General features: G+C 66.7%; 18 protein-coding genes. 13 read left to right on the top strand and 5 right to left on the bottom strand.

All coding sequences use genetic code 11. The features are described from left to right. Positions 1–2 precede the first annotated feature (2 nt). A complete protein-coding gene (locus BN977_RS29285) occupies positions 3–1,190 on the bottom strand; it encodes a PucR family transcriptional regulator (RefSeq protein ID WP_084172715.1) in 1,188 nt (395 codons plus the stop codon). 184 nt (positions 1,191–1,374) lie between these two features. Here BN977_RS29285 and BN977_RS29290 point away from each other — a divergent pair, with 184 nt between their 5' ends. Continuing rightward, positions 1,375–2,964: a CoA transferase gene (locus tag BN977_RS29290; RefSeq protein WP_036403517.1), complete on the top strand. Its 1,590-nt coding sequence runs from the start codon at positions 1,375–1,377 to the stop codon at positions 2,962–2,964. A 42-nt stretch (positions 2,965–3,006) separates the two neighbouring features. Then, the gene (locus BN977_RS29295) at positions 3,007–3,432 is read left to right on the top strand and encodes a hypothetical protein (protein WP_036403519.1); all 426 of its coding nucleotides are present in this window, start codon (positions 3,007–3,009) and stop codon (positions 3,430–3,432) included. An 88-nt stretch (positions 3,433–3,520) separates the two neighbouring features. On the opposite strand, the gene BN977_RS29300 is transcribed toward BN977_RS29295, so the two are convergent. Next, complete coding sequence (locus tag BN977_RS29300) at positions 3,521–4,261, bottom strand: ABC transporter permease (protein ID WP_036403521.1); 741 nt, start codon at positions 4,259–4,261, stop codon at positions 3,521–3,523. 72 nt (positions 4,262–4,333) lie between these two features. Between BN977_RS29300 and BN977_RS29305 the strand changes: the two genes are divergently transcribed. Further along, complete coding sequence (locus BN977_RS29305; RefSeq protein ID WP_036404848.1) at positions 4,334–4,804, top strand: SRPBCC family protein; 471 nt, start codon at positions 4,334–4,336, stop codon at positions 4,802–4,804. A 35-nt stretch (positions 4,805–4,839) separates the two neighbouring features. Here the strand turns inward: BN977_RS29305 and BN977_RS29310 are convergent, their stop codons facing one another. Next, the gene (locus tag BN977_RS29310; RefSeq protein WP_036403523.1) at positions 4,840–5,727 is read right to left on the bottom strand and encodes an oxidoreductase; all 888 of its coding nucleotides are present in this window, start codon (positions 5,725–5,727) and stop codon (positions 4,840–4,842) included. A 196-nt stretch (positions 5,728–5,923) separates the two neighbouring features. Between BN977_RS29310 and BN977_RS29315 the strand changes: the two genes are divergently transcribed. Continuing rightward, the gene (locus BN977_RS29315; RefSeq protein ID WP_036403525.1) at positions 5,924–6,937 is read left to right on the top strand and encodes an SGNH/GDSL hydrolase family protein; all 1,014 of its coding nucleotides are present in this window, start codon (positions 5,924–5,926) and stop codon (positions 6,935–6,937) included. Between the two features lie 120 nt (positions 6,938–7,057). Continuing rightward, positions 7,058–8,077, top strand: a complete 1,020-nt coding sequence (locus BN977_RS29320) for an aldo/keto reductase (protein ID WP_036403527.1) — start codon at positions 7,058–7,060, stop codon at positions 8,075–8,077. A gap of 10 nt (positions 8,078–8,087) precedes the next feature. Here BN977_RS29320 and BN977_RS29325 read toward each other — a convergent pair whose 3' ends face one another. Both BN977_RS29325 and BN977_RS29330 read right to left on the bottom strand, forming a co-directional pair. Next, on the bottom strand, positions 8,088–8,948 hold the full coding sequence (locus BN977_RS29325; protein ID WP_036403529.1) for a mycofactocin-coupled SDR family oxidoreductase: 861 nt from the start codon (positions 8,946–8,948) through the stop codon (positions 8,088–8,090). Positions 8,949–9,043: 95 nt separating this feature from the next. Further along, positions 9,044–10,828, bottom strand: coding sequence for a thiamine pyrophosphate-binding protein (locus BN977_RS29330; protein ID WP_036403530.1), 1,785 nt, complete (start codon positions 10,826–10,828; stop codon positions 9,044–9,046). 128 nt (positions 10,829–10,956) lie between these two features. On the opposite strand from BN977_RS29330, the gene BN977_RS29335 reads away from it, so the two are divergent. The 8 genes from BN977_RS29335 (at position 10,957) to BN977_RS29370 (ending at position 21,658) form a co-directional block, all read left to right on the top strand. Next, positions 10,957–12,516 (top strand): PucR family transcriptional regulator, encoded by a 1,560-nt coding sequence (locus tag BN977_RS29335; RefSeq protein ID WP_024450569.1) that lies wholly within the window; start codon positions 10,957–10,959, stop codon positions 12,514–12,516. Positions 12,517–12,661: 145 nt separating this feature from the next. Further along, entirely contained in the window at positions 12,662–14,227 is a 1,566-nt protein-coding gene (locus BN977_RS29340) for an FAD-dependent oxidoreductase (RefSeq protein WP_109790304.1), read from the top strand. A 51-nt stretch (positions 14,228–14,278) separates the two neighbouring features. Beyond that, positions 14,279–16,324: an oxidoreductase gene (locus BN977_RS29345; RefSeq protein ID WP_165576384.1), complete on the top strand. Its 2,046-nt coding sequence runs from the start codon at positions 14,279–14,281 to the stop codon at positions 16,322–16,324. A 5-nt stretch (positions 16,325–16,329) separates the two neighbouring features. Next, a complete protein-coding gene (locus BN977_RS29350) occupies positions 16,330–17,508 on the top strand; it encodes an MFS transporter (protein ID WP_051562050.1) in 1,179 nt (392 codons plus the stop codon). A 136-nt stretch (positions 17,509–17,644) separates the two neighbouring features. Continuing rightward, complete coding sequence (gene hisD, locus BN977_RS29355; protein WP_024450565.1) at positions 17,645–18,982, top strand: histidinol dehydrogenase; 1,338 nt, start codon at positions 17,645–17,647, stop codon at positions 18,980–18,982. 26 nt (positions 18,983–19,008) lie between these two features. Further along, the gene (locus tag BN977_RS29360) at positions 19,009–19,551 is read left to right on the top strand and encodes a VOC family protein (protein WP_081664235.1); all 543 of its coding nucleotides are present in this window, start codon (positions 19,009–19,011) and stop codon (positions 19,549–19,551) included. Beyond that, complete coding sequence (locus BN977_RS29365) at positions 19,548–21,002, top strand: aspartate ammonia-lyase (RefSeq protein ID WP_036404862.1); 1,455 nt, start codon at positions 19,548–19,550, stop codon at positions 21,000–21,002. Before BN977_RS29360 ends, BN977_RS29365 begins: the two co-directional genes overlap by 4 nt. Continuing rightward, positions 20,999–21,658 (top strand): ThuA domain-containing protein, encoded by a 660-nt coding sequence (locus BN977_RS29370; RefSeq protein WP_036403531.1) that lies wholly within the window; start codon positions 20,999–21,001, stop codon positions 21,656–21,658. Before BN977_RS29365 ends, BN977_RS29370 begins: the two co-directional genes overlap by 4 nt. Positions 21,659–21,663: the final 5 nt, after the last annotated feature.

Below are 21,663 nucleotides of genomic sequence, written 5' to 3' on the forward strand. Positions count from 1 at the left end.
CGTTACGGCGTGTGCCGGTATATCTCGAATGCCAGGCATAGTTCGGCCAGCTGCCGGGGTTGTGACAGCGATCGTCCGGTGCGTTCTTCGATGCGCCGCAATCGATATCGAACTGTGTTGGGATGGCAGAACAGTTGGGCAGCCGTCTGCGACATCGATCCACCGTTGTCCAGCCATGCGTTGAAAGTGTCGACGAGCAAGCCGCGCTCTTCGAGGGAAAGGTCTTTGAACGTGCCGAGGACGATGCGTTCGAGCTTCCTGTTGACTTCGGGTGCGCTCACCGCCGCCACGCCGAGTACTGAGTCATCGAAGACGACGACATGGCCATCGGTGCTGCCGCGCGCCTCCAGTGCGATGCGCGCATACCGCAGAGCCTGCGCCGTATCGGCCAGGTCATGGAACAGTGGGCTGACCCCTACGGCGGTGTGTGCTATCCGAGACAGCACGCCGAGAACGTGGTTGCGAGCCGCAGTAGAGGGGATGTGCGCAATTCCGGTCTGCAAGTCGGGCAGCAGCCGCCATGCGGAGAAGACGTCGGCGCTGCGCAACAGCTCGGTAATGCCCGGAAGGGCCTGCTTTCCGACTGTCGGCGTGGCTGCGGCGACCACCAGATACGGCCCTTGTGCAGGGATGCGGAGCAACTGTGCGATGTCCCAGAGCCCGTAGTCTCCGGTCGGTCGTCCATCCAGGAGTGCTTCGGCGAGCGCCGCTCGTTCGGCTTCGTCGTCGATGATCTGCTGGCTGGCTTGCTGGCGGTATGCCGCCGACATCGTGTCGGTGTAGATGTCTTGTGCTCGCCAGAACTGTGAGGTGGCGCGGATCAGCGCCGGTCCGCTGATGCCGGGGTGAGCGGCTGAGAGTTCGATCATCGTCTCCCACAGGGCGTGAGTGGCGATACGGAATGCGTGCATCACCGCCGACAGCGGCACGCCGGCCGCTGCCCGGGTGCCGCCTGTCGCAACAGCCGACGACGGATCGAAGTCAGCGCCTGCGGTAATTGCGTCGAAGACCGCTTGCAGTTTGGCCTTGGTATCGGCCACCAGCACTTCATCCGGAATGACGTGCAGTTTCTTGTAGAACGGCACTTCAGCGCGGATCGTGGCGACCGTTTTGGCTACCAGGGCGTCGAGCTGGCCGTTGAGCAGGGCGCCGATCGTGGCGAGCTGCGCGTCGACATCGGAAGCAGGCACAGGGGTCAGCGTAGAACAGACCTGTGCTCGTTGTTCACGACGACAATGCGAACCGGCAGCACTTTGGCGCTACGTCCATCGACAGGCCGGCCCGGGGCCGTAACGATGGTATTTCACGGAGCGATGTCGAAGTGCATCGCGAAAACCACTGTGTTGCCATGTGATTGATGATGAAGGTGCGTTTGTGATCACTCAGCCGTTTCAGAAGTCCAGCTACGACTCTGTCGTCGCCGCGCTGCCGTTCACCGTTGACCCGAGCAAGATCACCGTGCAACCCGGTGTGTCTTACAGTCCCAGCCCGATCAAGATCCACGACTATGCGGTGGGAGTGATGGCCGCCTTCGGATCGGTGGTGGAGCACATCGGCACCGTGCGTGGGTTGCCCGCCCAGACGATGACATTGAATCGGCGGCATTGCGGTCTGGCGCTCAACTCCGGCCAACTGCACTTCCTCAACGGTTACGCCACCCTGCTCGACACATGGCCGATTGGGCCGGACAACGGGACCTACCGCACCGCCGACGACCGATACGTACACATGATCGGCCTGCACCCGCATCTGCGGGACGCCCTGCTGGCTTACCTGAACTGCGCCAACACCGCCGCAGCGATCCAGGCCGCGACCGCCGGCAAGACCGCTCAACAGCTGGAGGACGAGGCCGCGGCCGCGGGGCTGGCACTGGGCATCGTGCGTAGTCCTGAGGAATGGCTGGCTCTACCGCAGGGTGCGGCGACCGCCGCTCGGCCCATGATCGATTTCGGACATACGAAGACCGCTGGCGGGCGTCGCCTGGGTCCCGCGCTACGCCGCCCCCTGGAAGGGGTTCGGGTGATCGAGCTGACTCACCTGGTTGCCGGGCCGACCATCGGACGCCTGCTCGCCGAGCAGGGCGCCGATGTCATCAAGGTGCAACCCCCGATCGGCGACTGGGTCCTGCCGCTGTGGCTCGATGTCAGCTGGGGCAAACGCAATATCGCATTGGACATCAAGGGGCGCCGCGGCTTCGCGCGATTTGCCGAACTCCTTTCGGAGGCGGACGTTTTGGTGTCGAGTCAGCGTCCAGAGGCACTGGCGAAGCTCGGTCTCGACGAAGTAGGCCTACAACGGATCAATCCCAATCTGGTAGTCGCAGAGGCGTCCTGTTACGCAAGCGGTACCCCCTGGCACGGCCGGCGTGGCTTTGAACAAATCGCACAAGCGGTTACCGGTGTCATGCACACCCACTCACAGGACCTTCCCGAACCAACCGTGGTATCAGTCTTGATGAACGACTACCTCACCGGATACCTCGGAGCGATCGGCGCAGTGGCCGCACTCGCCGCCCGGGAAGTAGACGGCGGCTATTGGAAAGTCGGCGCGGCACTCACTCGATGCTCAATGCATGCGCTCACCGTGGTGGAACCGCAACACGCCGAGCAGTACGCCGCTGTGAGCATGGCAGATCTGGTTGAGTTCGGTGTCGACCAGATCGGTTCCTCAGGCGTTTTCACCCGACTCGCACCGACGGTGGCATTCAGCCACGTCCCCTCTTATGCCGCAACCGCCACCAACTGGCCGGCCACCACTGCCGACACGGCAGGCTGGCTGCCCCCGACATCAAGCGACGATCCGAGCAACATCACCCATATTCCCTCGAAGATGGCCCGGGAGGACATGATTCGCGGCCTCATCCCTTGCTACGGGATCGAGGATCGTGGCGATGGCGGAGGCGGCCTCAGCCTTGCCTCTCCGCAGTTGATGAAGCTCGTGCAAGAAGCCCGTAGCCAGCCCTGAACCTTCTGCTCACCAACCACCAGCACGACGAAGGAATGCACGATGTCAACAAACCTCCGCACCCAATTCGACGAGATCGCCGATCGCGCGCGAGCAGCGTCCGAGCATCTCAAGGACTCGGCCGAACGTAGCAGAGACCGCCTGGCCGAGGACGTCGCACAGGCCAGGGACAGGGCCGCCGTGTCGGCCGATCGACTGGGATCGAAAGTCGTTGACGCAGAACACGAAGCCGCATCGGAGTGGAACGACGTCCGGCAGAGATGGCAGGCCCATATCGCCAAGGTGAAATGCGATCTCGACGAGAAGCGCGCCCAGATCACCGCCAACCGTGCCGAGCACGACGCAGAACTCGCCGAGATCTACGCCCTGGACGCCATCGATTTCGCGCTGGCCACCGTCGACGAAGCCGAAGCTGCTGTCCTCGACGCCGTTTACGCACGGGCCAACGCCATAGCTCTCGGCAGTTGAGCGAACGCCCGGAACCGATACTCGCCACTGGGTGGCCCGGTGTCGGCAGTGGTGACGCATTGCCACGCTGCCACGCGGTTCGCAACTGTCACAGGCCGTCTCGCGAAATCCGGCTCCGGGCGACCAACTCGCACGTCAAGGCTACCGCGCAACTCTGCGACAGCAGCAACGCGACGATCACGAGGATCTGTGCCACGCAGGCCTGAGCTGCCGATCCGGTGCTCAGCAGTACGCCGACGAAAGCACCGGGCAGGACCACGAGACCGGCGGTGCGCGCCTGATCGAGGTTGGGCACCAGCGCGTCGGCGCCGGCATCACGAATGATCTCCATCCGGGCATCACGTGGTCTGAATCCCAAGCTCAAGGCGGCCTCCACCTCGCCCCAGCGCACCTCGAGCATGTTCAGCGTCAGCCGAGCCGCCACCGCCGAGGAGGTCATCGTGCCGCCCAGCACGATGCCGACGATCGGGATGAGGGCGACTCCTGTCAGCGGGACGACCCGGCTCAGGAGCAACGGTGACAGGGAGACCGTCAGACCGGCCAACATCGGGGCCGTCAGCCACGCGGCGCCGCGGGCGGCCTGGGCGCGGCGCACGGCGGTGATGGTGGCGACGCCGATCATGACCACCAGGACCATGACCGACGTCCACAGCCGGGCCATCGCCGACGCCAGTACCGCCGACACGGCCGCCAACTGACCGGCTGCGCGCGCCGTCGCGACGGGCACGGTCCACACGGGTCCCAGCCGGCTCAGCCCGTACACCGCCGCGGCCATCACCATCACCACACAGACTGCGTACAGGTGAGGGCCGACTATCAATCCGGACATGCCCGATCCTTTCGCAGAACACTCAGACCTTGCCATCCGTGTCGGATGGTGCGCGCCTCCTACACTGACGCCGTGACTGTTCTCGAGTTCTCCGACTCGATCCTGATCGGCCGCGGACGCGACGAAATCTATGCGCTGGTATCCGATGTCACGCGCATGGGGGAGTGGAGTCCACAATGCCGAGCGTGTTGGTGGGACGATCCCGCCACCGGACCGGTGGTCGGCGCGTGGTTCACCGGCCGCAACGAGACCGCCGAGCGAACCTGGGAGACGCGCAGCCAGGTTGTCGTCGCCGACCCCGGGCGCGCATTCGCCTGGGAGGTCAACGACGGCTGGGTCAGGTGGGGCTTCACCGTGGACGATGCCGACGCGGCCACCCGGCTGACACAGTCATGGGTGTTCCTGCCTCGCGGGATCGTCGGCTTCGGTGAACGCTACGGTCCGCAGGCCGACACCGAGATCGCCATTCGCAGCCGCGCTGCCGTATCCGGCATCCCCGTGACGCTGGCGGCAATCAAGGCCACCGCCGAACAGGGCGGCTGAGACGGGTGAAATATGCTGCGACGGAAGCGATGTAACTACGCCGCTCCGGTACTCGCCGCGGCGTCGAGTTCGCGCTTGGTCTCCTCGTCCAACTCGATATCGCGGACCGCCGTGTTTTCCTCGAGGTGCGCCACCGACGATGTTCCGGGGATCAACAGCACGTTCGGCGCCACCGTCAACGTCCACGCCAGCGCGATCTGCGCCGGGGTGCGATCCAGCTTCTGCGCCTCGCGCCGGACCGCGGGATGCCCGAGCACCGGGTTGTCCGCGGTGAACGCCGAGCCGAGTGGGAAGAACGGCACGAAGGAGATCCCGCGTTCGGTGCACAGGTCGAGAACGGGCTGAGCCGAGCGGTCGACGAGGTTGTAGGCGTTCTGCACCGTCACGATGTCGGTGCGGTCCAGCGCGATGCGCAGGTGCTCCTCGGAGATGCTGCTCAAGCCGATGCCCTCGATCAGGCCCTCGTCACGGGCGGCGATCATCGCGGTCAGCTGCCGGTCGAACAGCTCACGGTGTACCGGGCCGACCGAGCTCGGATCACCGGAGTGGATGCGCAGGTTCACCGCGGCCAGCCGATCGACACCCAACGTGGCCAGGTTCTCCTCGATATCGGCACGCAACTCGTCGGGCTGCTGCGCAGGAGTCCAGTTGCCCGCGTCGTCGCGGCGGGCTCCCACCTTGCTGACGAGGGCGAGGTCCTCGGGGTAGGGATGCAGCGCTTCCCGGATCAGCTCATTGGACACCCGCGGCCCGTAGAACTGCGCGGTGTCGATGTGGTTGATACCGAGTTCGATCGCCCGCTTCAATACGGCGATGGCCTGGTCGTGGTCGCGGGGCGGGCCGAACACCCCGGGGCCGGGGAGCTGCATGGCGCCGAATCCGACGCGACCGACGGTGTGTGTGCCGAGTGAGAAGCTGTCCATGATTCCTAGTTACCTTCCCTCGGGCCGGTTTGTTCCGCATTGAGTGGTCGAGTTTCCCACTGCGGGTCTGTCTGCTCGCCTCGGCAGGCGTCGGATCGCCGATTGATGGCAATTCACAAGCAGCGAAAAATGCGTCACACAGACTGCACGGTTTGGGTAGTCGGGTGGCGGCCCGGCGTTGCTAACGTCGGGCCGCATGAAACGTCATCCGCTGTGGGCACTCGTCATCGGCGCGGCCGGCTCCCTGGCCCTGGCCGTCATCCCGCCGGCGGGTGCCGCGCCCGACGAATCGGTGATCACCAGCGCCGTGTTCTTCGGTGACAGCCTCACCGACGCCGGTACGTACGGCTTCCGGTTCACCACCAATCCCGGCCGGACCTGGGCCCAGCACGTCGCCGGCACCCTCGGCCAGCCGGACACCCCCAACGAACACGTCGCCAGCTACGACGATGTCTATCAGGGAAAGCCCGGTATTCCCGGCCCCGGCGGCCTGAACTATGCCGAAGGCGGCGCCCGCGCCGAACTGCCCTATTCCGTGGTGTCGAAAAATCCGCAAGGGACGCCCATTTCGGCCGGCATCCAGGTACAGCGCTATCTGGCCCAGCACGCGACGTTCGCGCCGGACCAACTGGTGACCCTCTGGGTCGGCACCAACGACGTGGCGCTCAACTTCGATCCGCGATTCGGTAAGAGCCTTGCCGACGACCTGCGCGCCGACCGCGCCCCGACCCGGGAGAAGATGGACGCCGAACGCGCCCGGGTCCGCCAGGCCGCGGCGGCCGAAGCCCGCACCGCATCGACGATTCTGCGCCACGGTGCCCAGCATCTCTTGGTCTTCACGCTCTTCGACCTCGGTGTGCTGCCGTGGTTCGAGACGCCGGCCGCACGCGACTACGTCAACGACCTGACCGCCGCCTACAACGGCGCGCTGTTGGACCAGCTGCCGAAGGATCCGCGCCTGCAGATCTTCGACACCAATGCGTTCGTCACGGATCTGTTGACGGACCCGGCACGGTACGGCTTCACCCACGGGGCGAACGAGGACGCCTGCGCCCAGCCCGGACAGGATTACTGTGACGCGGACACGCTGAAGGAGGCCGGCGCCGACCGCACGTATGTGTTCGCCGCCGCCGAGCACATCACCACCCATGCGCACGAACTGCTTGCCGAGCGGGTGCAGCAGCAGATGGGTGTGCGGCCCAAACCGTGAACCATCCGCGCGCAACAGTGCGCGTTTTGTGTAGTTCGCCGGGTAGGCGTCATCTCTAACGTCAGAGACGACAGCAATTCTGCTGGCTGACAACACACTTGACCCAAGCGAGGCGCGGACGTGAAGGTATCGCAGGAAACAATCCACGAACGGTCGAAGCTGGCGTTCACCGCGATCGGCTACGGCGGCGCGCCGATCGGCAACTTCAACGGCACGTTCACCGAATCCGCGGCGGCGGACATGGTCGCCCAATCCTGGGATCAGGGCGTGCGCTACTTCGACACCGCACCCGGGTACGGCAACGGTCTGAGCGAATACCGGCTGGGCCATGCGCTACGCACGTACGACCGCTCCCAGCTGGTGCTGTCCACCAAGGTGGGGCGCGTGCTGACCCCGAGCCTGAACGCGCCCAACCAGGACGGCCAATACCAGAACATCCCGCCGCTGGTGGCGTCCTTCGACTACAGCTACGACGGTGTGATGCGGGCGGTGGAGCAGAGCATGCAGCGGATGCTCACCGACCGCTTCGACGCGTTGTTCGTCCACGACTGCGACCGCTTCACCCACGGCTCAGGACAACCCGAGTACTTCCGCCAGGCGATCGTCAGCGCCTTCCCGGCCTTGGAGGCACTGCGCGAACAGGGTGTGGTCAAGGCGATCGGCTTCGGCGTCAACGAGACCGACGTGATGACCGAGGCGGTCAAGACCACGGACTCGGACCTGTGCCTGTTGGCGGGCCGGTACACCCTGCTCGAGCAGGAACCACTCGACGAGCTGCTACCCATCTGCGCGGAGCGCGGTATCGGGATCGTGCTGGGCGGCGTCTACAACAGCGGCGTGCTCGCCACCGGGCCGGTCGTGGGGGCTCGCTTCAACTACGGCCCCGCGCCGAAGGACGTGCTGGCCAAAGCCGGCCGCATCGAGGAGATCTGCGGGCGGCACGGTGTCGCGCTGCCTGCGGTGGCCCTGCAATTCGCCTACGCGCACCCCGCCGTCGTCAGTGTGTGCATCGGTGCCCGCAACGCAGTTCAACAGCGGCGCAATGCCGAGCTGTTCGAAACCCCTGTTCCACAGGAGGTGTGGGACGACCTCCGGACGGCCGGGCTGATCCGCGAGGACGCGCCCACCCCGGCCGCCTGACCGCGGGTACTCAGTCGGTGCGTCGGTGCGGTGCCTTGAACGGGTTCATCGCACCGGCGTCGATCACCAGGGTGGTACCCGTGATGTAGCGGCCGTCCTCACCCGCGAGATACACCACGGCATTGCTGACATCCACGGGGTCGAGGAACGGGATTGCCAGCGCATGCATCGCGGTGAGCGCCGGCAGCGCCTGGTCCTGGGTGGCCCCTTCGACACCGCCGGCGAACAACCGGTTGTAGCGCGGGTTGTTGATCATCAACGTGTTGACGTTGGTCGGGTTGATCGAGTTCACCCGGATCCCGTACGGCGCGAGTTCGCCTGAGAGCGTGCGCATCAGACCGTTCACGCCGTGCTTGGACGCCGCGTAGTGGCCGACATTGAGCTCGACGGTCAAGCCGGAGATAGAACTGATCAGGATGATCGCGCCGCCCTCGTTCTGGGCGAGCAACGTCGGGACGGTGGCTTTGATCGTCTTCCACACCCCGGTGAGGTTGACGTCGATCTGATCCTGGAACTGCTCTTCGGACAACTCCCACAGTGCAGCGGTGTCGTTCAGGGTGCCCGCGTTGGCCACCACCACGTCCAGCCGCCCCAGCTCGGAAACACCTTGCTGTACCGCCTTTTCCAGGCCCGCCAGGTCGCGGACGTCCACCTCGGCGGCAAAGACGCGGCGGCCGCGGCTCTTCACCAGATCGACGGTCGTGACCAGGTCATCGGAATCCGGCATCGGGTAGGGCACGGTGGCGATCTGCGCGCACACATCCAGCGCGATGATGTCGGCGCCTTCGTCGGCCAGCCGTAGCGCATGGGAGCGGCCCTGGCCGCGGGCGGCACCGGTGATCAGGGCGACCTTGCCCTGCAGACGAGACATGACTACCTGCCTTCGATAGGGAGAGGTCCGCCGCCGCCGCTGCGGGGGACAGCGGCGACGGCGGACCTGGAATGAGCGTGCGCGGTGGGATTTACCTACTGGTGTTGTTCACGGGCCCGCAGCTCGCGGTACTCGTCGGCGCGTTCGTCGGTGATGTGCGGCAGCGGCGGGAAGTCCAGCCAGCCGGGCACGAACGGACTGGCCAGATCGCGGTCGGTCGGGATCTCGACCAGCACCGGTGCCTGGGCGTCGAACGCCCGCTTGAACGTCGGCTCGAGGTCGCCCGCCGACTCCACCCGGAAGGACTCCAGCCCGAAGGACTTTCCGACCTCCTTGAAGCTGGGGCTGTAGGGCGTACCGTCCGGGCGGTTGAACTCGGTGCCGATGATCCGATCGGTGGCGTTGCGCTGGCCGCCGCGAATGGAGATGTATCCGGAGTTGTCCTGCACGATGAACACCACCGGGATGTTGTGCTGAACCGCCACCCCGATCTCCTGCACCGTCATCAGGAAATCGCCGTCTCCGGTGATACTGGCCACCTGGCGTTCGGGCGCGGCCAGCTTGGCGCCCAATGCCGCCGGCACGGGCCAGCCCATCGACGAGAAACCACCGGTGGTCAGGTGGGTACGCGGTTCGTACACGGGGAAGGTCTGCTTGACCGCACCCTGCGTGTTGCCGGAACCGACGAGTACGATCCCGTTGCGGTCCATCACATTTCGCAGGGCAGCGAGCGGGCGCTGCAGGGTGAAGGGGAAGCGGTCGGTGTCCCGGCGGGAGGACAGCTCGATCTCCCACGCCGCCTTGCGCTCGGCCACCTCGGCCAGATAGTCGCTGCGGTCCGGCTTGGCCGGCAACGAATCGACGATGGCGGCCACCGTCGGCTTGGCGTCGGCGACGATTCCGACCTCGGCCGGGTAGATCTTGCCGATCTCGTGCGGGTCGATATCGATGTGGATGAGCTTGGCGGGCGGGAACGAGAAGGACTTGCCCTGCGCGTAGCTGGATGCCGACCAGTCGGTGAAACGGCAGCCGATGGAGACCACCACATCGGCGTTGGCGGCCAGGTGGTTGCCGTGGATGGTGCCGGTCTGCCCGACGCTGCCGACGAACAGATCGTGGTCTTCGGGGAAGGCGCTCTTGCCATTCCACGTCGTCGCCACCGGGATGTCGAACCCCTCGGCCAGTGCCCGCACCTCATCGGTGGCGTAGGCGCTGATCGCGCCGCCGCCGACCACGATCATCGGCCGCTTGGCGGTCGAGAGCACGTCGACCGCGCGCGTGATGGCCTCGGGGTCGGGGTACTGCAAGCCGACCGGCAACCGACGGGCCAGGTCGTGGAAGTTCACCTCGGCGGTCTCGGCGTGCAGGTCCCACGGCACCTCGATATGCGCGGGGCCGCGGCGGCCGGTCAGCATCGTGGAGAACGCTCGATGCATGATGAACGGCAGATCCTCGATGCTGTTGGCCACCCAGCTGCGCTTGGACACCGCCTCGGTGACCTGCGGAAAACCGTTGTCCTTCTGGCGATCCAGCTCCTGGAGCACGCCGCGGCCGCGCATATGGCGCGGCGGCCCACCGGTGATCACCAGCACGCTGGTCGAGTCGCTGTAGGCGGTCGCCAGGCCGAGGACGGTGTTCGATGCCCCGGCGCCGATGGAGGTCACCGCGCACATCGGCCGGCCCGACACCCGGTAGTAGCCGTCGGCCAGGTGCACCGCGCTCTGCTCGTGGTAGGTCTGGATGAACGGGATCTTCGATTCGTTCTCGTTGAAGGCGTCCATCAGACCCCAGATGCCGTGGCCCGGGATGCCGGCGACGTAGGGGACTCCATACTCCTTGAGAATGCGGGCGATGACCTGTCCGCCGTTGAGCCTTGGCATGAACTATCCTTTCGTACTTTCGCGCGGTTGCCTCACAGTCTGCCCAGGGTGACGCAGCTCTCGTCAGACGCAATCTGAGCAGTGAACTCAAGTTTTCCTGCACAATGTGACCCGGAGGTGTGTTCGACATGGCAATGACGGTCAAGACCGCCCTCGAACTGGAGGTATTCAGCCGTGTCCCGCTGAAGGTCTACGCCGGCGAGGAAAACCTGAACCGCCCGATCCGCTGGGTTCATCCCACCGAAATCCCCGACATCGCGACCTTCCTCAGCGGCGGCGAGATGTTGCTGACCGCGGGCCTGGGCATCGGTTCCACCGCCGAGCAGCAAGTCCGCTACCTCGACGAGATCGCCGACGCGCAGGCCGCGGTGCTGATCATCGAACTGAGCGGGCGCGCGTTCGCCGCCATGCCCGACGCGTTGGTCAACGCCGCACGCGAGCGCGGCTTCCCCCTGGTAGGGCTCGACGGCGAACTGCCTTTCGTCGAGGTGTCGGCGCAGGTGCACGAATCGATCATCGACCAGCGGGTGCTGGATCTGAGCGCTTATGAGCGGCTCAACGCCACCTTCATGCAATTGTTGCTGGCCGGCCGCGACCCGGTGCTGTTCACCGACGCGCTGGCCGCCGAAGTCGGCCACCCCGTCGTGCTCGAGGACGCCACCTGTCAGGTCGTCGCCTACTCGGGAGCCTCCGATGCCGGTGACGCGGTGCTGGCCGAATGGGAGCATCATTCCCGCATCGACCACGACTCAGCAGCCGGCGACGGCAACCCCAACGAAGCGCACAACTGCAGCCGGCGGGCGGTGGTGCTGCGCGGGGAACGGTGGGGCTGGCTGCATGTCCTGCACGACGGTACCGCGGTGTCGGGCACCGCGGGCTATGCGCTGGACCGGGCCACCGACGGCATCGCCATCACCCTGCTCGGCGCGCGGGAGAGCGGAGCGAAATCCGCGCAGCGGCAGAACGCTCTGGTCAGCCGGTTGCTGCTGGGCGACATCTCCGGCGACGCGTTCGTCAGCAGGGCCCTGCGGATCGGTCGCGACTTTCGCGAACACGCGCTGGTGGTCATCTTCGTCTGCCGGGAGAATCCGATCGGGAATTCCGGTGACGACGCCATCGAGGAGCTGTGCCGTGGCATGCGGGTACCCGCCGTGGTCGCCGACCTCGGCGAGCACACCCTGGCGATCGTCGGGTTGACCAGGACGAGTTCGGAAAAGCAAGTGGTGCAGCGGCTTTCCGCGCTGAACGTGCGGGCCGGGATCAGCCGTCCGGTCAGCGCCAATCAGCTTCCGACGGCCGTCGACCAGGCCCGCAGTGCCGCCTCGGTGGCGGCGGCCCGCCCGGAGAAGGCGGTGCACCGATTCGACGACCTGGGTGTGCTGCGCCTGCTGGCGTCGCTGGCCGGCGGTCCCGAGCTGGCCCGCTACATCGAAGACGAACTCGGCCCGGTGCTCAAGCACGACGCCAAGGCCACCAACCCGCTGCTGCCCACCTTGCGCACCTACCTGGCGTGTGACGGGAACAAGTCCCAAGCCGCCGCGGAACTGTTCGTCCAGCGGCGCACGCTGTACTACCGGCTGGAGCGCATCACCAGCCTGCTCGGCCGTTCGCTCGACGACCCCGACACCCGGCAGGCGCTGGTGTTCGCCGTGCGCGGGCACGATCTGCTGCATCGCGGCAACCGCTGACCGGTATTGCATGGTGTGAGCAGGCATGCGCACCAGCGCTGCACACTGTGCTGCTCCCGGCGGAGGGCGCAATCGGCCTAGTTTTGGAAGATGGCCCATCACATGGGCTCATCCCATACGTCCTCTCAGCCCAGAGGAGCGCCACATGGCCATTTCCGCGTCCGCCGTGCAATCGCACGTGATCACCGACCCGCCCGACGTTCTCGACACCGACATCGCGATCGTCGGGTCCGGCATGGGCGGCGGCACCCTGGCCTACGCGCTGCGGGAATCCGGCGCGCGGGTCCTGATCATCGAGCAAGGGGACTTCCTGCCCATCGAGAGGGAGAACTGGTCGTTCGACGCCGTGCACACCGGAGGCCGGTACAAGAACTCGGCGGCGTGGCGCGACGCCAGCACCGGCACCGACTTCGTGCCGGGCAACTACCACTACGTGGGCGGCTCCACCAAGCTGTACGGGGCGACACTGCCGCGCTTCCGGGAATGCGACTTCGGCGAGATCGAACACGTCGACGGCGTCTCACCGGCGTGGCCGGTGTCCTACGACGAGCTCGAGCCGTACTACTGCCAGGCCGAGCGGATGTTCTGGGTGCACAGCAACAAGGGCGAGGATCCCACCGATCCGTGGCGCTCGCAGGATTATCCCTTTCCCGGTGTGCCGCACGAGGGCGCGATGGCCCGGCTGGTGGAGAGCGCGAAACGGCAAGGATTGCATCCCTTTTCGGCGCCACAGGCGCTGGACCGCCGCCCCGGAGGTGCTTGCGTCCTGTGTTACACCTGCGATTCGTTCGCCTGCATGGTCGATGCCAAGGGCGACGCCGACGTCGCCGCGGTACGCCCCGCGCTGCACGGTGGGGCAGGCAACATCCGGTTGCTGACCAACGCGGAGGTCACCAGACTGGACACCGATGCCACGGGCCGGCGCGTCACCTCGGCGTCGATCATCCATAGCGGACGCCGCATCCAGGTGCGGGCCAAGCGTTTCGTGCTTGCCTGTGGCGCGGTGAACACCGCGGCCCTGCTCCTGCGCTCGGCCTCCGATGATCATCCGAACGGACTGGCCAACAGCTCCGATCAAGTGGGGCGCAACTACATGGCGCATGTCACCACGTTCTTCCTGGCCATCGATCCGCGCCGCAAGAACGAAGCCGTCTATCAGAAGACGATCGGCATCAACGACTGGTACTCCGCCGGGCCGACCAACAAGTACCCACTCGGCAACGTCCAGGGGTTGGGCAAACTCCGTGGTCCCCAAGCCAAGATGGGCAAGCCCTGGGTGCCGATGCCGATTCTCGACGAGGTCACCAAATACACCCTGGACCTGTTCATCCAGACCGAAGATCTGCCGCTGCCCGAGAACCGGGTCACCCTCGGCGCCGGCGGCCAGATCACCTTGACCCGGCGGGAAACCAACCTGGCCGCCCACCACGAACTCATCTCGAACATGAAGACCGTCGTACGCAAGGCGGGTTTCCCGGTGGTGATGACCCGCAGCCTGGGCGTCGAGGCAACCTCGCATCAGTGCGGCACCGCGGTGATGGGTGACGACCCGGCCACCAGTGTCGTCGACGCCGGCCTGCGCACCCACGACCTGGACAACCTGTGGATCGCCGACACCTCGGTCTTCCCGTCCTCGGCCGCGGTCAACCCCGCGATCACGGCGGCGGCCCTGGCCCTGCGGCTCGGTCACTCCGGCGCGCTCACCGCGTAATCACCTCTGACACAGCACGTTTTCGTTCAGCCGACGATGGAGAAGCTCGCCGTGAAGACCGACCCTGCCCTGGCCGCCCTGTTCGAGCCGATCACGCTCGGCACCGTGGCGGTCCGTAACCGCATCGTCATGACCGGGCACGGCACCGGGATGGCCAAGGACTACCTGCCCACCGACCAGCACGTCGCGTACTACCGGGAGCGCGCCATGGGCGGCGCCGGCCTGATCGGGATGGCGTTCCCGCAAATCCATCCCACCTCGCAGGACGTCCCCGGGGAGCCGCAGGCCTGGCTCCCCGAGATCGTGCCGGGTCTGCGCAAGATCACCGACGCCGTGCACCAGTACGGTGCCCGCATCGTCATGCAGCTCGGACACGGTGGACGCCAAGGGCATTCGACCTTCACCGAGCGCGCGTTGTGGGGGCCGTCGAACACGCCGTGCCCGTTCAACCTCGAGATGCCCAAGGAGATGGAACTCGAGGACATCGACGAGATCGTCGCCGGTCACGCCATCGGCGCCCGGCACGCCAAGCAGGGCGGTATGGACGGGGTGGAAATACATTCCGGCTACGGTGGTTACCTGCTGGCGTCGTTCCTGTCACCGTTCTCCAACCACCGCGACGACGAGTACGGTGGCTCACTGCAGAACCGGATGCGCTTGGTGCTGCGGGTGATCGACGCGGTGCGCGACGAGGTCGGACCCGACTACCTGGTCGGCATCAATCTGCAGGGCGACGATTTCAGCCCGGGCGGGCTGACCATCGGGGACGCCCAGCAGATCGCCCAGGCCATCACCGCGACCGGCAAGATCGACTACATCTGCGTGAAGGCCGCCACATACAACGAGGCACACCAAAACGTGCCGGACATGCAGCACCCGAAGCGAATCTGGGAGAGCCTGGCCGCCGCGGTGAAATCCGTCGTGGACGTCCCCGTCATCGCGGTCGGCCGGATCAACGACCCGCACGATGCCGCCGATATCCTCAACCTCGGCCACGCCGACCTGGTGGCCATGACCCGCCAGCAGATCGCCGACCCGGAAACCGTCAACAAGATCGCCGAAGGGCGGCTCGACGAGATCCGCCGCTGCATCGGCTGCAACCAGGGCTGCATCGACCGGTTGTTCGCCATCACCCATTCGTCGTGTGTGCACAATCCGGCCGCCGGTTACGAGCAGGAACTCGGTGCGGGCACCCTGATCCAGGCCACCTTCCGGCGCCGCGTCGTGGTGATCGGGGCCGGTCCGGCCGGCATGAAGGCCGCCGAGGTCGCCGCCCGGCAGGGACACGAGGTCATCCTCATCGAGCGCCGCGACCGTACCGGCGGGCAGCTGCGCATCGCCGAAAGGATCAGGGGCCGTGAAGAAATCCGCGGTGTCATCGACCACCTCGACGTGATGATCCGCAAACACGGCGTGGACCTACGGCTGGGTTGGGCACCCAGCGCCGACGACGTACTGGAGCTGCGGCCCGATCACATCATCGTGGCCACCGGCTCGGCCCCCGGACCGGACATCGTCGGCAATCTCGCGCAGGGCAAGCCCTTCACACCCGGCCTGGACCAAGAGCACGTGCTGTCGGTCTGGGACGTTCTCGAGGACGACAAGCCGGTCGGCCGGCACGTGGTGATCGTCGACGACGGAGAGGGCGGCTGGAAGGGGATCGGCCTGGCGCTGCAACTGCGGGCCGACGGCCATGAGGTCGACTTCCTGACACCGCTGCCGTACGTCGGTGCCAAGCTGGGACCGTTCAGTGCCAACCTGGCGGTGCCGCGGATCCACGCCTCCGGCATGGTGACTCACCCGTTCACCCGGCTGGAAGCGGTCACCGGGTCGACGGTGGACATCCTGGAGAAGGGCGCCCCGGCCCGAATTGCCAACGTGGACACGGTGATCCTCGCCGGCTGGCACCGTCCCGTCACCGATCTGTACTTCGCGCTCAAAGGCCGCGGCGTGCCCATCGAGCGGGTCGGCGACGCGATCGCCAGCCGCACCATGATGGACGCCGTCCACGAGGGCGAGCGCGCGGCCCGCCGGATCCGCGGCAGCGCAGCCGATACCGAGACAGCCGCGGCCGCACCGGCATTCGCCGGGTACTAAGCGGCATGGTCTCGGCGCCCACCGAACGCCGGCTGAGGAAGGCGCGCACCGGCGTCAGCGTGCTGTTCGTGTGCTTCGGCATCAGCATGGCCACCTGGGCCGTGCACCTGCCGTCGGTGCAACGGGCCACCGGGATGTCCACGGCCATGGTCGGCACCATCCTGCTGGTCTCCGGGCTGGGCGCCCTGACGGGGATGCAGGTCTGCGGGCCACTGGCCGACCGGCTGGGCGGTGCGACGGTGGGGCGCTACGCCGCCGGCGCCATGGCGGTGAGCGTCCTCGCACCGCTCGCGGCAACCAGCACGGCGTGGGTAGCCGCGGGAGCCCTGCTCTTCGGTACGGCCACCGGTGCCGCCGACGTGGCGATGAACACGGCGGCGGTACAGGTCGAACGCGCCTACCGGCAGCCCATCATGGGATCCTTCCATGCCCTCTTCTCGATGGGCAGCGTCGCCGGATCGCTCTTGGCGACAATCGGTTTCACCCTCCACCTGACGACGCCGGCGGCATCGGCGGCGGTCGCCGCGGTCGTGCTGGTGGTGCTGCTGGCCGCCGCCGGACTTCTGCGTGGTGCGCAGCTGGGCGACCCGGCTCCCGTGGCGGCCGGCGAGGTGGCCGCACCGGCGTCGACACACCGGCTGCAGGTGGTCGTGCTGGGATCGCTGGCCTTCCTGCTGCTGCTGTCCGAAGGTGCGGCGATGGACTGGTCGAGCCTGCATGCCCAACAGCATTTCGGGAGCACCCCGGCGCTCGGGTCGATCGCCTTCGGCTGCTTCGTCGCCGCCATGACCGCGGGCAGGTTCTGCGCCGACGCCGTCGCCGGCCGGTTCGGTGCGGTGGCCACCATTCGGTGGGGCTGCGCGGTTGCCGCGCTGGGCGTGACCACCGTGCTGCTGGCCCCGGACATGCGGCTGGCCTTGGCCGGCTGGGTGCTGTTCGGCGCCGGACTGGCAGGCGGCATTCCGCAGGTGTTCACCGCCGCAGGCAATATCGGGCCTGGGGCAGGGGCTGCGCTGGCTCGGGTGGTCGGCATGGGTTACGTGGCGCTGCTGGCCGGGCCGGCGTTGATCGGCTGGCTGGCCGAACTCAGCTCCATCAACACCGCTTTGGCGCTCCCGCTGGGCGCGGTGGTGGTTTGTGCCCTCGCGGCCACGGCGGTGCGGGCACGGGAGCGACACCCGTAGGGACTGTGCAGCGAATCGGTGAGGTATTGCACAGCTTGAGTCTCCCGACGGTGATCCACACCGCACAGACTGGGTTTACGTCCCACCGCGTCCGCGCGTGACGTTTCAGCCAGCAGTACAGCGCAAGGAGAACACAGTGTCGGTTCTACTCAAGGCGCCGGCCGCCCAGGCCGGCACGCCCCACAAGAGCAACCCGCAGGTGGTGGAGACGGTCGCCACCGTACTCGACGACATCCGGGCCAACGGCGATGCCGCGGTGCGCAAGTACTCCGAGCAGTTCGACAAGTGGGCGCCCGAGTCGTTCCGGTTGTCCGAGGGCCAGATCGCCAAGATCGTCGCGGACCTGCCGTCCACCGTGATCGACGATCTGTCCTTCGTGCAGCGCCAGGTCCGCAATTTCGCACAGGCGCAACGCGATTCGATGCACGATGTCGAGATCGAGACGCTGCCCGGTGTTCGCCTGGGGCACAAGCACGTTCCGGTGTCGGCGTCCGGGGCCTATGTGCCGGGCGGGCGGTACCCGTTGACGGCATCGGCACACATGACCGTGGTCACCGCCAAAGTGGCCGGCGTGGAACGCGTCGCCGCGACCACGCCGCCCAACGTGGGCACGCCACCGCCGATCAGTGTCGCCGCCATGCACCTGGCCGGAGCCGACGAGATCTACGTCCTCGGCGGGGTCCAGGCCATCGGTGCGCTGGCCGTGGGTACCGAGACGATCGCCCCGGTCAACCTGCTGACTGGACCGGGTAATGCCTATGTCGCCGAGGCGAAGCGCCAGATGTTCGGCGAGGTCGGTATCGATCTGTTCGCCGGGCCCACCGAGGTGCTGATCATCGCCGACGACACCGCCGATCCGTTCGTGGTGGCAGCGGACCTGCTGAGCCAGGCCGAACACGGGCCTGACTCGCCGTGCGTGCTGATCACCACCTCCGAGCGCGTCGGGCGTGAGACGATCGCCGAGGTGAACCGCCAGCTGCAGAACCTGCCCACGAGTCCGGTGGCGGCCGTGTCCTGGGAGAACCACGGTGAGGTGCACCTGGTCGAGACGCTGGAGGACGCCTTCGCCCTTGGCGACACGGTGGCCAGCGAACACGTGCAGATCCTCACCGCCGACCCGCGCCGGGCGCTCACCGAGATGCGCGACTACGGCGCGCTGTTCCTGGGGGAGAAGACCTGTGTTTCCTTCGGTGACAAGGCGATCGGCACCAACCATGTACTCCCGACGCTCGGTGCCGCCCGGTACACCGGTGGCTTGTGGGTGGGCAAGTTCCTCAAGACCGTGACGTACCAGGAGATCGACAACGCCGAATCGAGCGCCGAACTCGGCAGGATCTGTGGCCGCGCGGCACGCCTGGAGAACTTCGAGGGGCACGCCCGCTCGGCCGACGTCCGGGCCGCGAAATTCGGCGCCGACGAACTGCCGTGGACCGAACACCGCTTCACCTCGGAGGCGGCGACGGTCGGTCAGTAGCCCGAGCCAGACTTCAGGAGGAATCGATGCCCGCTCCCACGCTGCCCACGTTGCGGGCCGTGGATCACGTCGCCTATACCGTGCCCGACCTCGACGAGGCCGTCCGGTTCTTCGTCGACCACTTCGCGGCCGAGCTCGTCTTCACCGACGGTCCCTTCGTCGACGAATCCGGTGACGGGATGCGCCGCCGGCTCGATGTCGATCCACGGGCCCGCTGCACCATCGCGATGATCCGGATCGGCAAGCACCACAACGTGGAACTGTTCGAGTACAGCGCGCCCGGTCAACGCATCGAACGCCCCCGCAACAGCGATATCGGGGGGCATCACCTGGCCTTCTACGTCGACGACATCGAGGCCGCGTACGACTACGTGCGGGCGATCCCCGGCGTCGTCGTGCAGGAGGGTCCCAACGGTGTCGACCCGGCGGCGCCGGTGGCCGGGCAGCGTTGGTTCTACTTCCAGACACCGTGGGGTATGCAGTTGGAGCTGACCACGTGTGCCACCGAGGGTTTCTACGACGGCCTGCCCGGCGCCGGCATGGCCCCGCCGAGCGCGCAATGGCGATGACGGCGCAGGCGCCGCCGGCCGAGCTGCGGCGCGAGCGCGACTCCCTCGGTGACTACGAAGTCCCCGCGTCGGCGTACTACGGCGTGCACACCGCCCGAGCCCTGGACAACTTCCCGATCTCGGGTATCGCGGTGTCGACCTATCCCCATTTCGTCGATGCCCTGGCCGCGGTGAAACAGGCTGCCGCGCAGGCCAACAGCGAGCTGGACCTGCTCGATGCGCGGCAGGCGCACGCGATCGTGTCGGCGTGCGGCGAGATCCGGGATGGCCGCCTGCACGACCAGTTCGTGGTGGACGTGGTCCAGGGTGGCGCCGGCACCTCGACCAACATGAACGCCAATGAGGTGATCGCCAACCGCGCCCTGGAGTTGATGGGACACCGGCGCGGCGACTACGACCGGCTGCATCCCCTCGAGCATGTGAACCGCAGCCAGAGCACCAACGATGTCTATCCGACCGCGATCAAGGTTGCCTTGCAGGTGCAGATCCGCACGTTGCACGCCACCCTGCTGGCGGTGGCGGAAGCGTTCGGGCGCAAGGCGACCGAGTTCGCCTCCGTCTTGAAGATGGGCCGCACCCAGCTTCAGGATGCGGTGCCGATGACGCTTGGCCAGGAATTCAGCACGTACGCGGTCATGGTGGCCGAAGACGCCGACCGGCTGCTGGAGGCGGCGCTGCTGGTATCCGAGATCAACCTCGGCGGCACCGCGATCGGTACCGGCCTCAACGCTCATCCCCGGTATGCCGCTCTGGCCTGCGAGAGGTTATCCGATATCACCGGTTTCGCGCTGTCGACCGCGGGCAACCTGGTCGAGGCCACTCAGGATGTCGGCGCCTTCGTCCAACTCTCCGGTGTGCTCAAGCGCACGGCGCTCAAACTGTCCAAGATCTGCAACGACTTGCGGCTGTTGTCCTCGGGCCCGCGCTCGGGCTTCAACGAGATCAATCTGCCTGCGATGCAGGCCGGTTCGAGCATCATGCCGGGGAAGGTGAACCCGGTCATCCCGGAAGTGGTGAATCAGGTCGCCTTCGAGGTCACGGGCAACGACGTGACGATCAGCATGGCCGCCGAGGCCGGGCAGTTACAGCTCAACGCATTCGAGCCGATCATCGCCCACTGCCTATTCCAGTCGCTGGCGCACCTCGATGCGGCCTGCCGTACCCTCGTCGACCGCTGTATCGTCGGAATCACGGCCAACCGAGACCGGTTGCACGACTCGGTGACCCACTCCATCGGGGTCATCACTGCCCTGACTCCCTACATCGGTTACGCCGCTTCGGCCAGAATTGCCAAGACGGCGTCACGCACGGACCGATCCATCCCGGATCTGGTGGTCGAGGAAGGACTGCTGAGCGCCGAGCAGGTCGACCGGCTTCTCGCCCCCGAGGCTCTGGTCGGACCGCGGGAACTGCTGTCGATGATCGCCGACAAGAAAGAAGACCTGACATGACCAACGTCTTGTACCTGTACGGCGGATGGCCCGGCCACAGCCCCTACAACATCGCCGAGTGGACCCGCGGCCTGGTTTCGGAGCTGGGCTTCGACATCGAAGAGTCCCAAGACATCTTCACCCTGGACCGCGACCTCACCGGCTACGACCTGATCATCTTGGGCTGGAACAACGCGCTGACCACCGAGGACCTGTCGGACTCCCAGGAAGACCACCTGCTGGCGGCGGTCGAGGCGGGCACCGGAGTGGCCGCCTGGCACGGCGCGGCGGCGGCGTTCCGGTCCAGCCTGCGCTACCACCTGATGCTGGGTGGCGACTTCCTGGCTCATCCCGCGGGCGAGGGTCATCCGCAGCCCTACACGGTGACCATCACCGATCACGACCACGAGGTGACCCGCGGCGTCGACGATTTCCCCGTGGCCTCCGAGCAGTACTACATGTCGGTGGATCCCAACAACACCGTGCTGGCCGAAACCACCTTCAGCGGTGAGCATTTCGCGTGGTTCGACGGACTGACGAGTCCGGTGGCCTGGGTGCGGCAGTGGGGGAAGGGCCGGGTTTTCTACCACTCGATCGGCCATGCCCCGCAAGATCTCGCGGGTGAGGACGTGCGACGCCTGACCAAGCAGGGTATTGCCTGGGCCGCGCGCCGGTAACGGGT

The sequence above is a fragment of the Mycolicibacterium cosmeticum genome (assembly GCF_000613185.1).
Taxonomy (GTDB): Bacteria; Actinomycetota; Actinomycetes; order Mycobacteriales; family Mycobacteriaceae; genus Mycobacterium; species Mycobacterium cosmeticum.

Bases quoted from the DNA above. Each gene is read 5' to 3' on its own strand.
- BN977_RS29295 (WP_036403519.1), top strand. From the start codon at position 3,007: ATGTCAACAAACCTCCGCACCCAATTCGACGAGATCGCCGATCGCGCG.
- BN977_RS29300 (WP_036403521.1), bottom strand. From the start codon at position 4,261: ATGTCCGGATTGATAGTCGGCCCTCACCTGTACGCAGTCTGTGTGGTG.
- BN977_RS29310 (WP_036403523.1), bottom strand. From the start codon at position 5,727: ATGGACAGCTTCTCACTCGGCACACACACCGTCGGTCGCGTCGGATTC.
- BN977_RS29315 (WP_036403525.1), top strand. From the start codon at position 5,924: ATGAAACGTCATCCGCTGTGGGCACTCGTCATCGGCGCGGCCGGCTCC.
- BN977_RS29325 (WP_036403529.1), bottom strand. From the start codon at position 8,948: ATGTCTCGTCTGCAGGGCAAGGTCGCCCTGATCACCGGTGCCGCCCGC.
- BN977_RS29330 (WP_036403530.1), bottom strand. From the start codon at position 10,828: ATGCCAAGGCTCAACGGCGGACAGGTCATCGCCCGCATTCTCAAGGAG.
- BN977_RS29335 (WP_024450569.1), top strand. From the start codon at position 10,957: ATGGCAATGACGGTCAAGACCGCCCTCGAACTGGAGGTATTCAGCCGT.
- BN977_RS29340 (WP_109790304.1), top strand. From the start codon at position 12,662: ATGGCCATTTCCGCGTCCGCCGTGCAATCGCACGTGATCACCGACCCG.
- BN977_RS29350 (WP_051562050.1), top strand. From the start codon at position 16,330: ATGGTCTCGGCGCCCACCGAACGCCGGCTGAGGAAGGCGCGCACCGGC.
- BN977_RS29360 (WP_081664235.1), top strand. From the start codon at position 19,009: ATGCCCGCTCCCACGCTGCCCACGTTGCGGGCCGTGGATCACGTCGCC.
- BN977_RS29365 (WP_036404862.1), top strand. From the start codon at position 19,548: ATGACGGCGCAGGCGCCGCCGGCCGAGCTGCGGCGCGAGCGCGACTCC.
- BN977_RS29370 (WP_036403531.1), top strand. From the start codon at position 20,999: ATGACCAACGTCTTGTACCTGTACGGCGGATGGCCCGGCCACAGCCCC.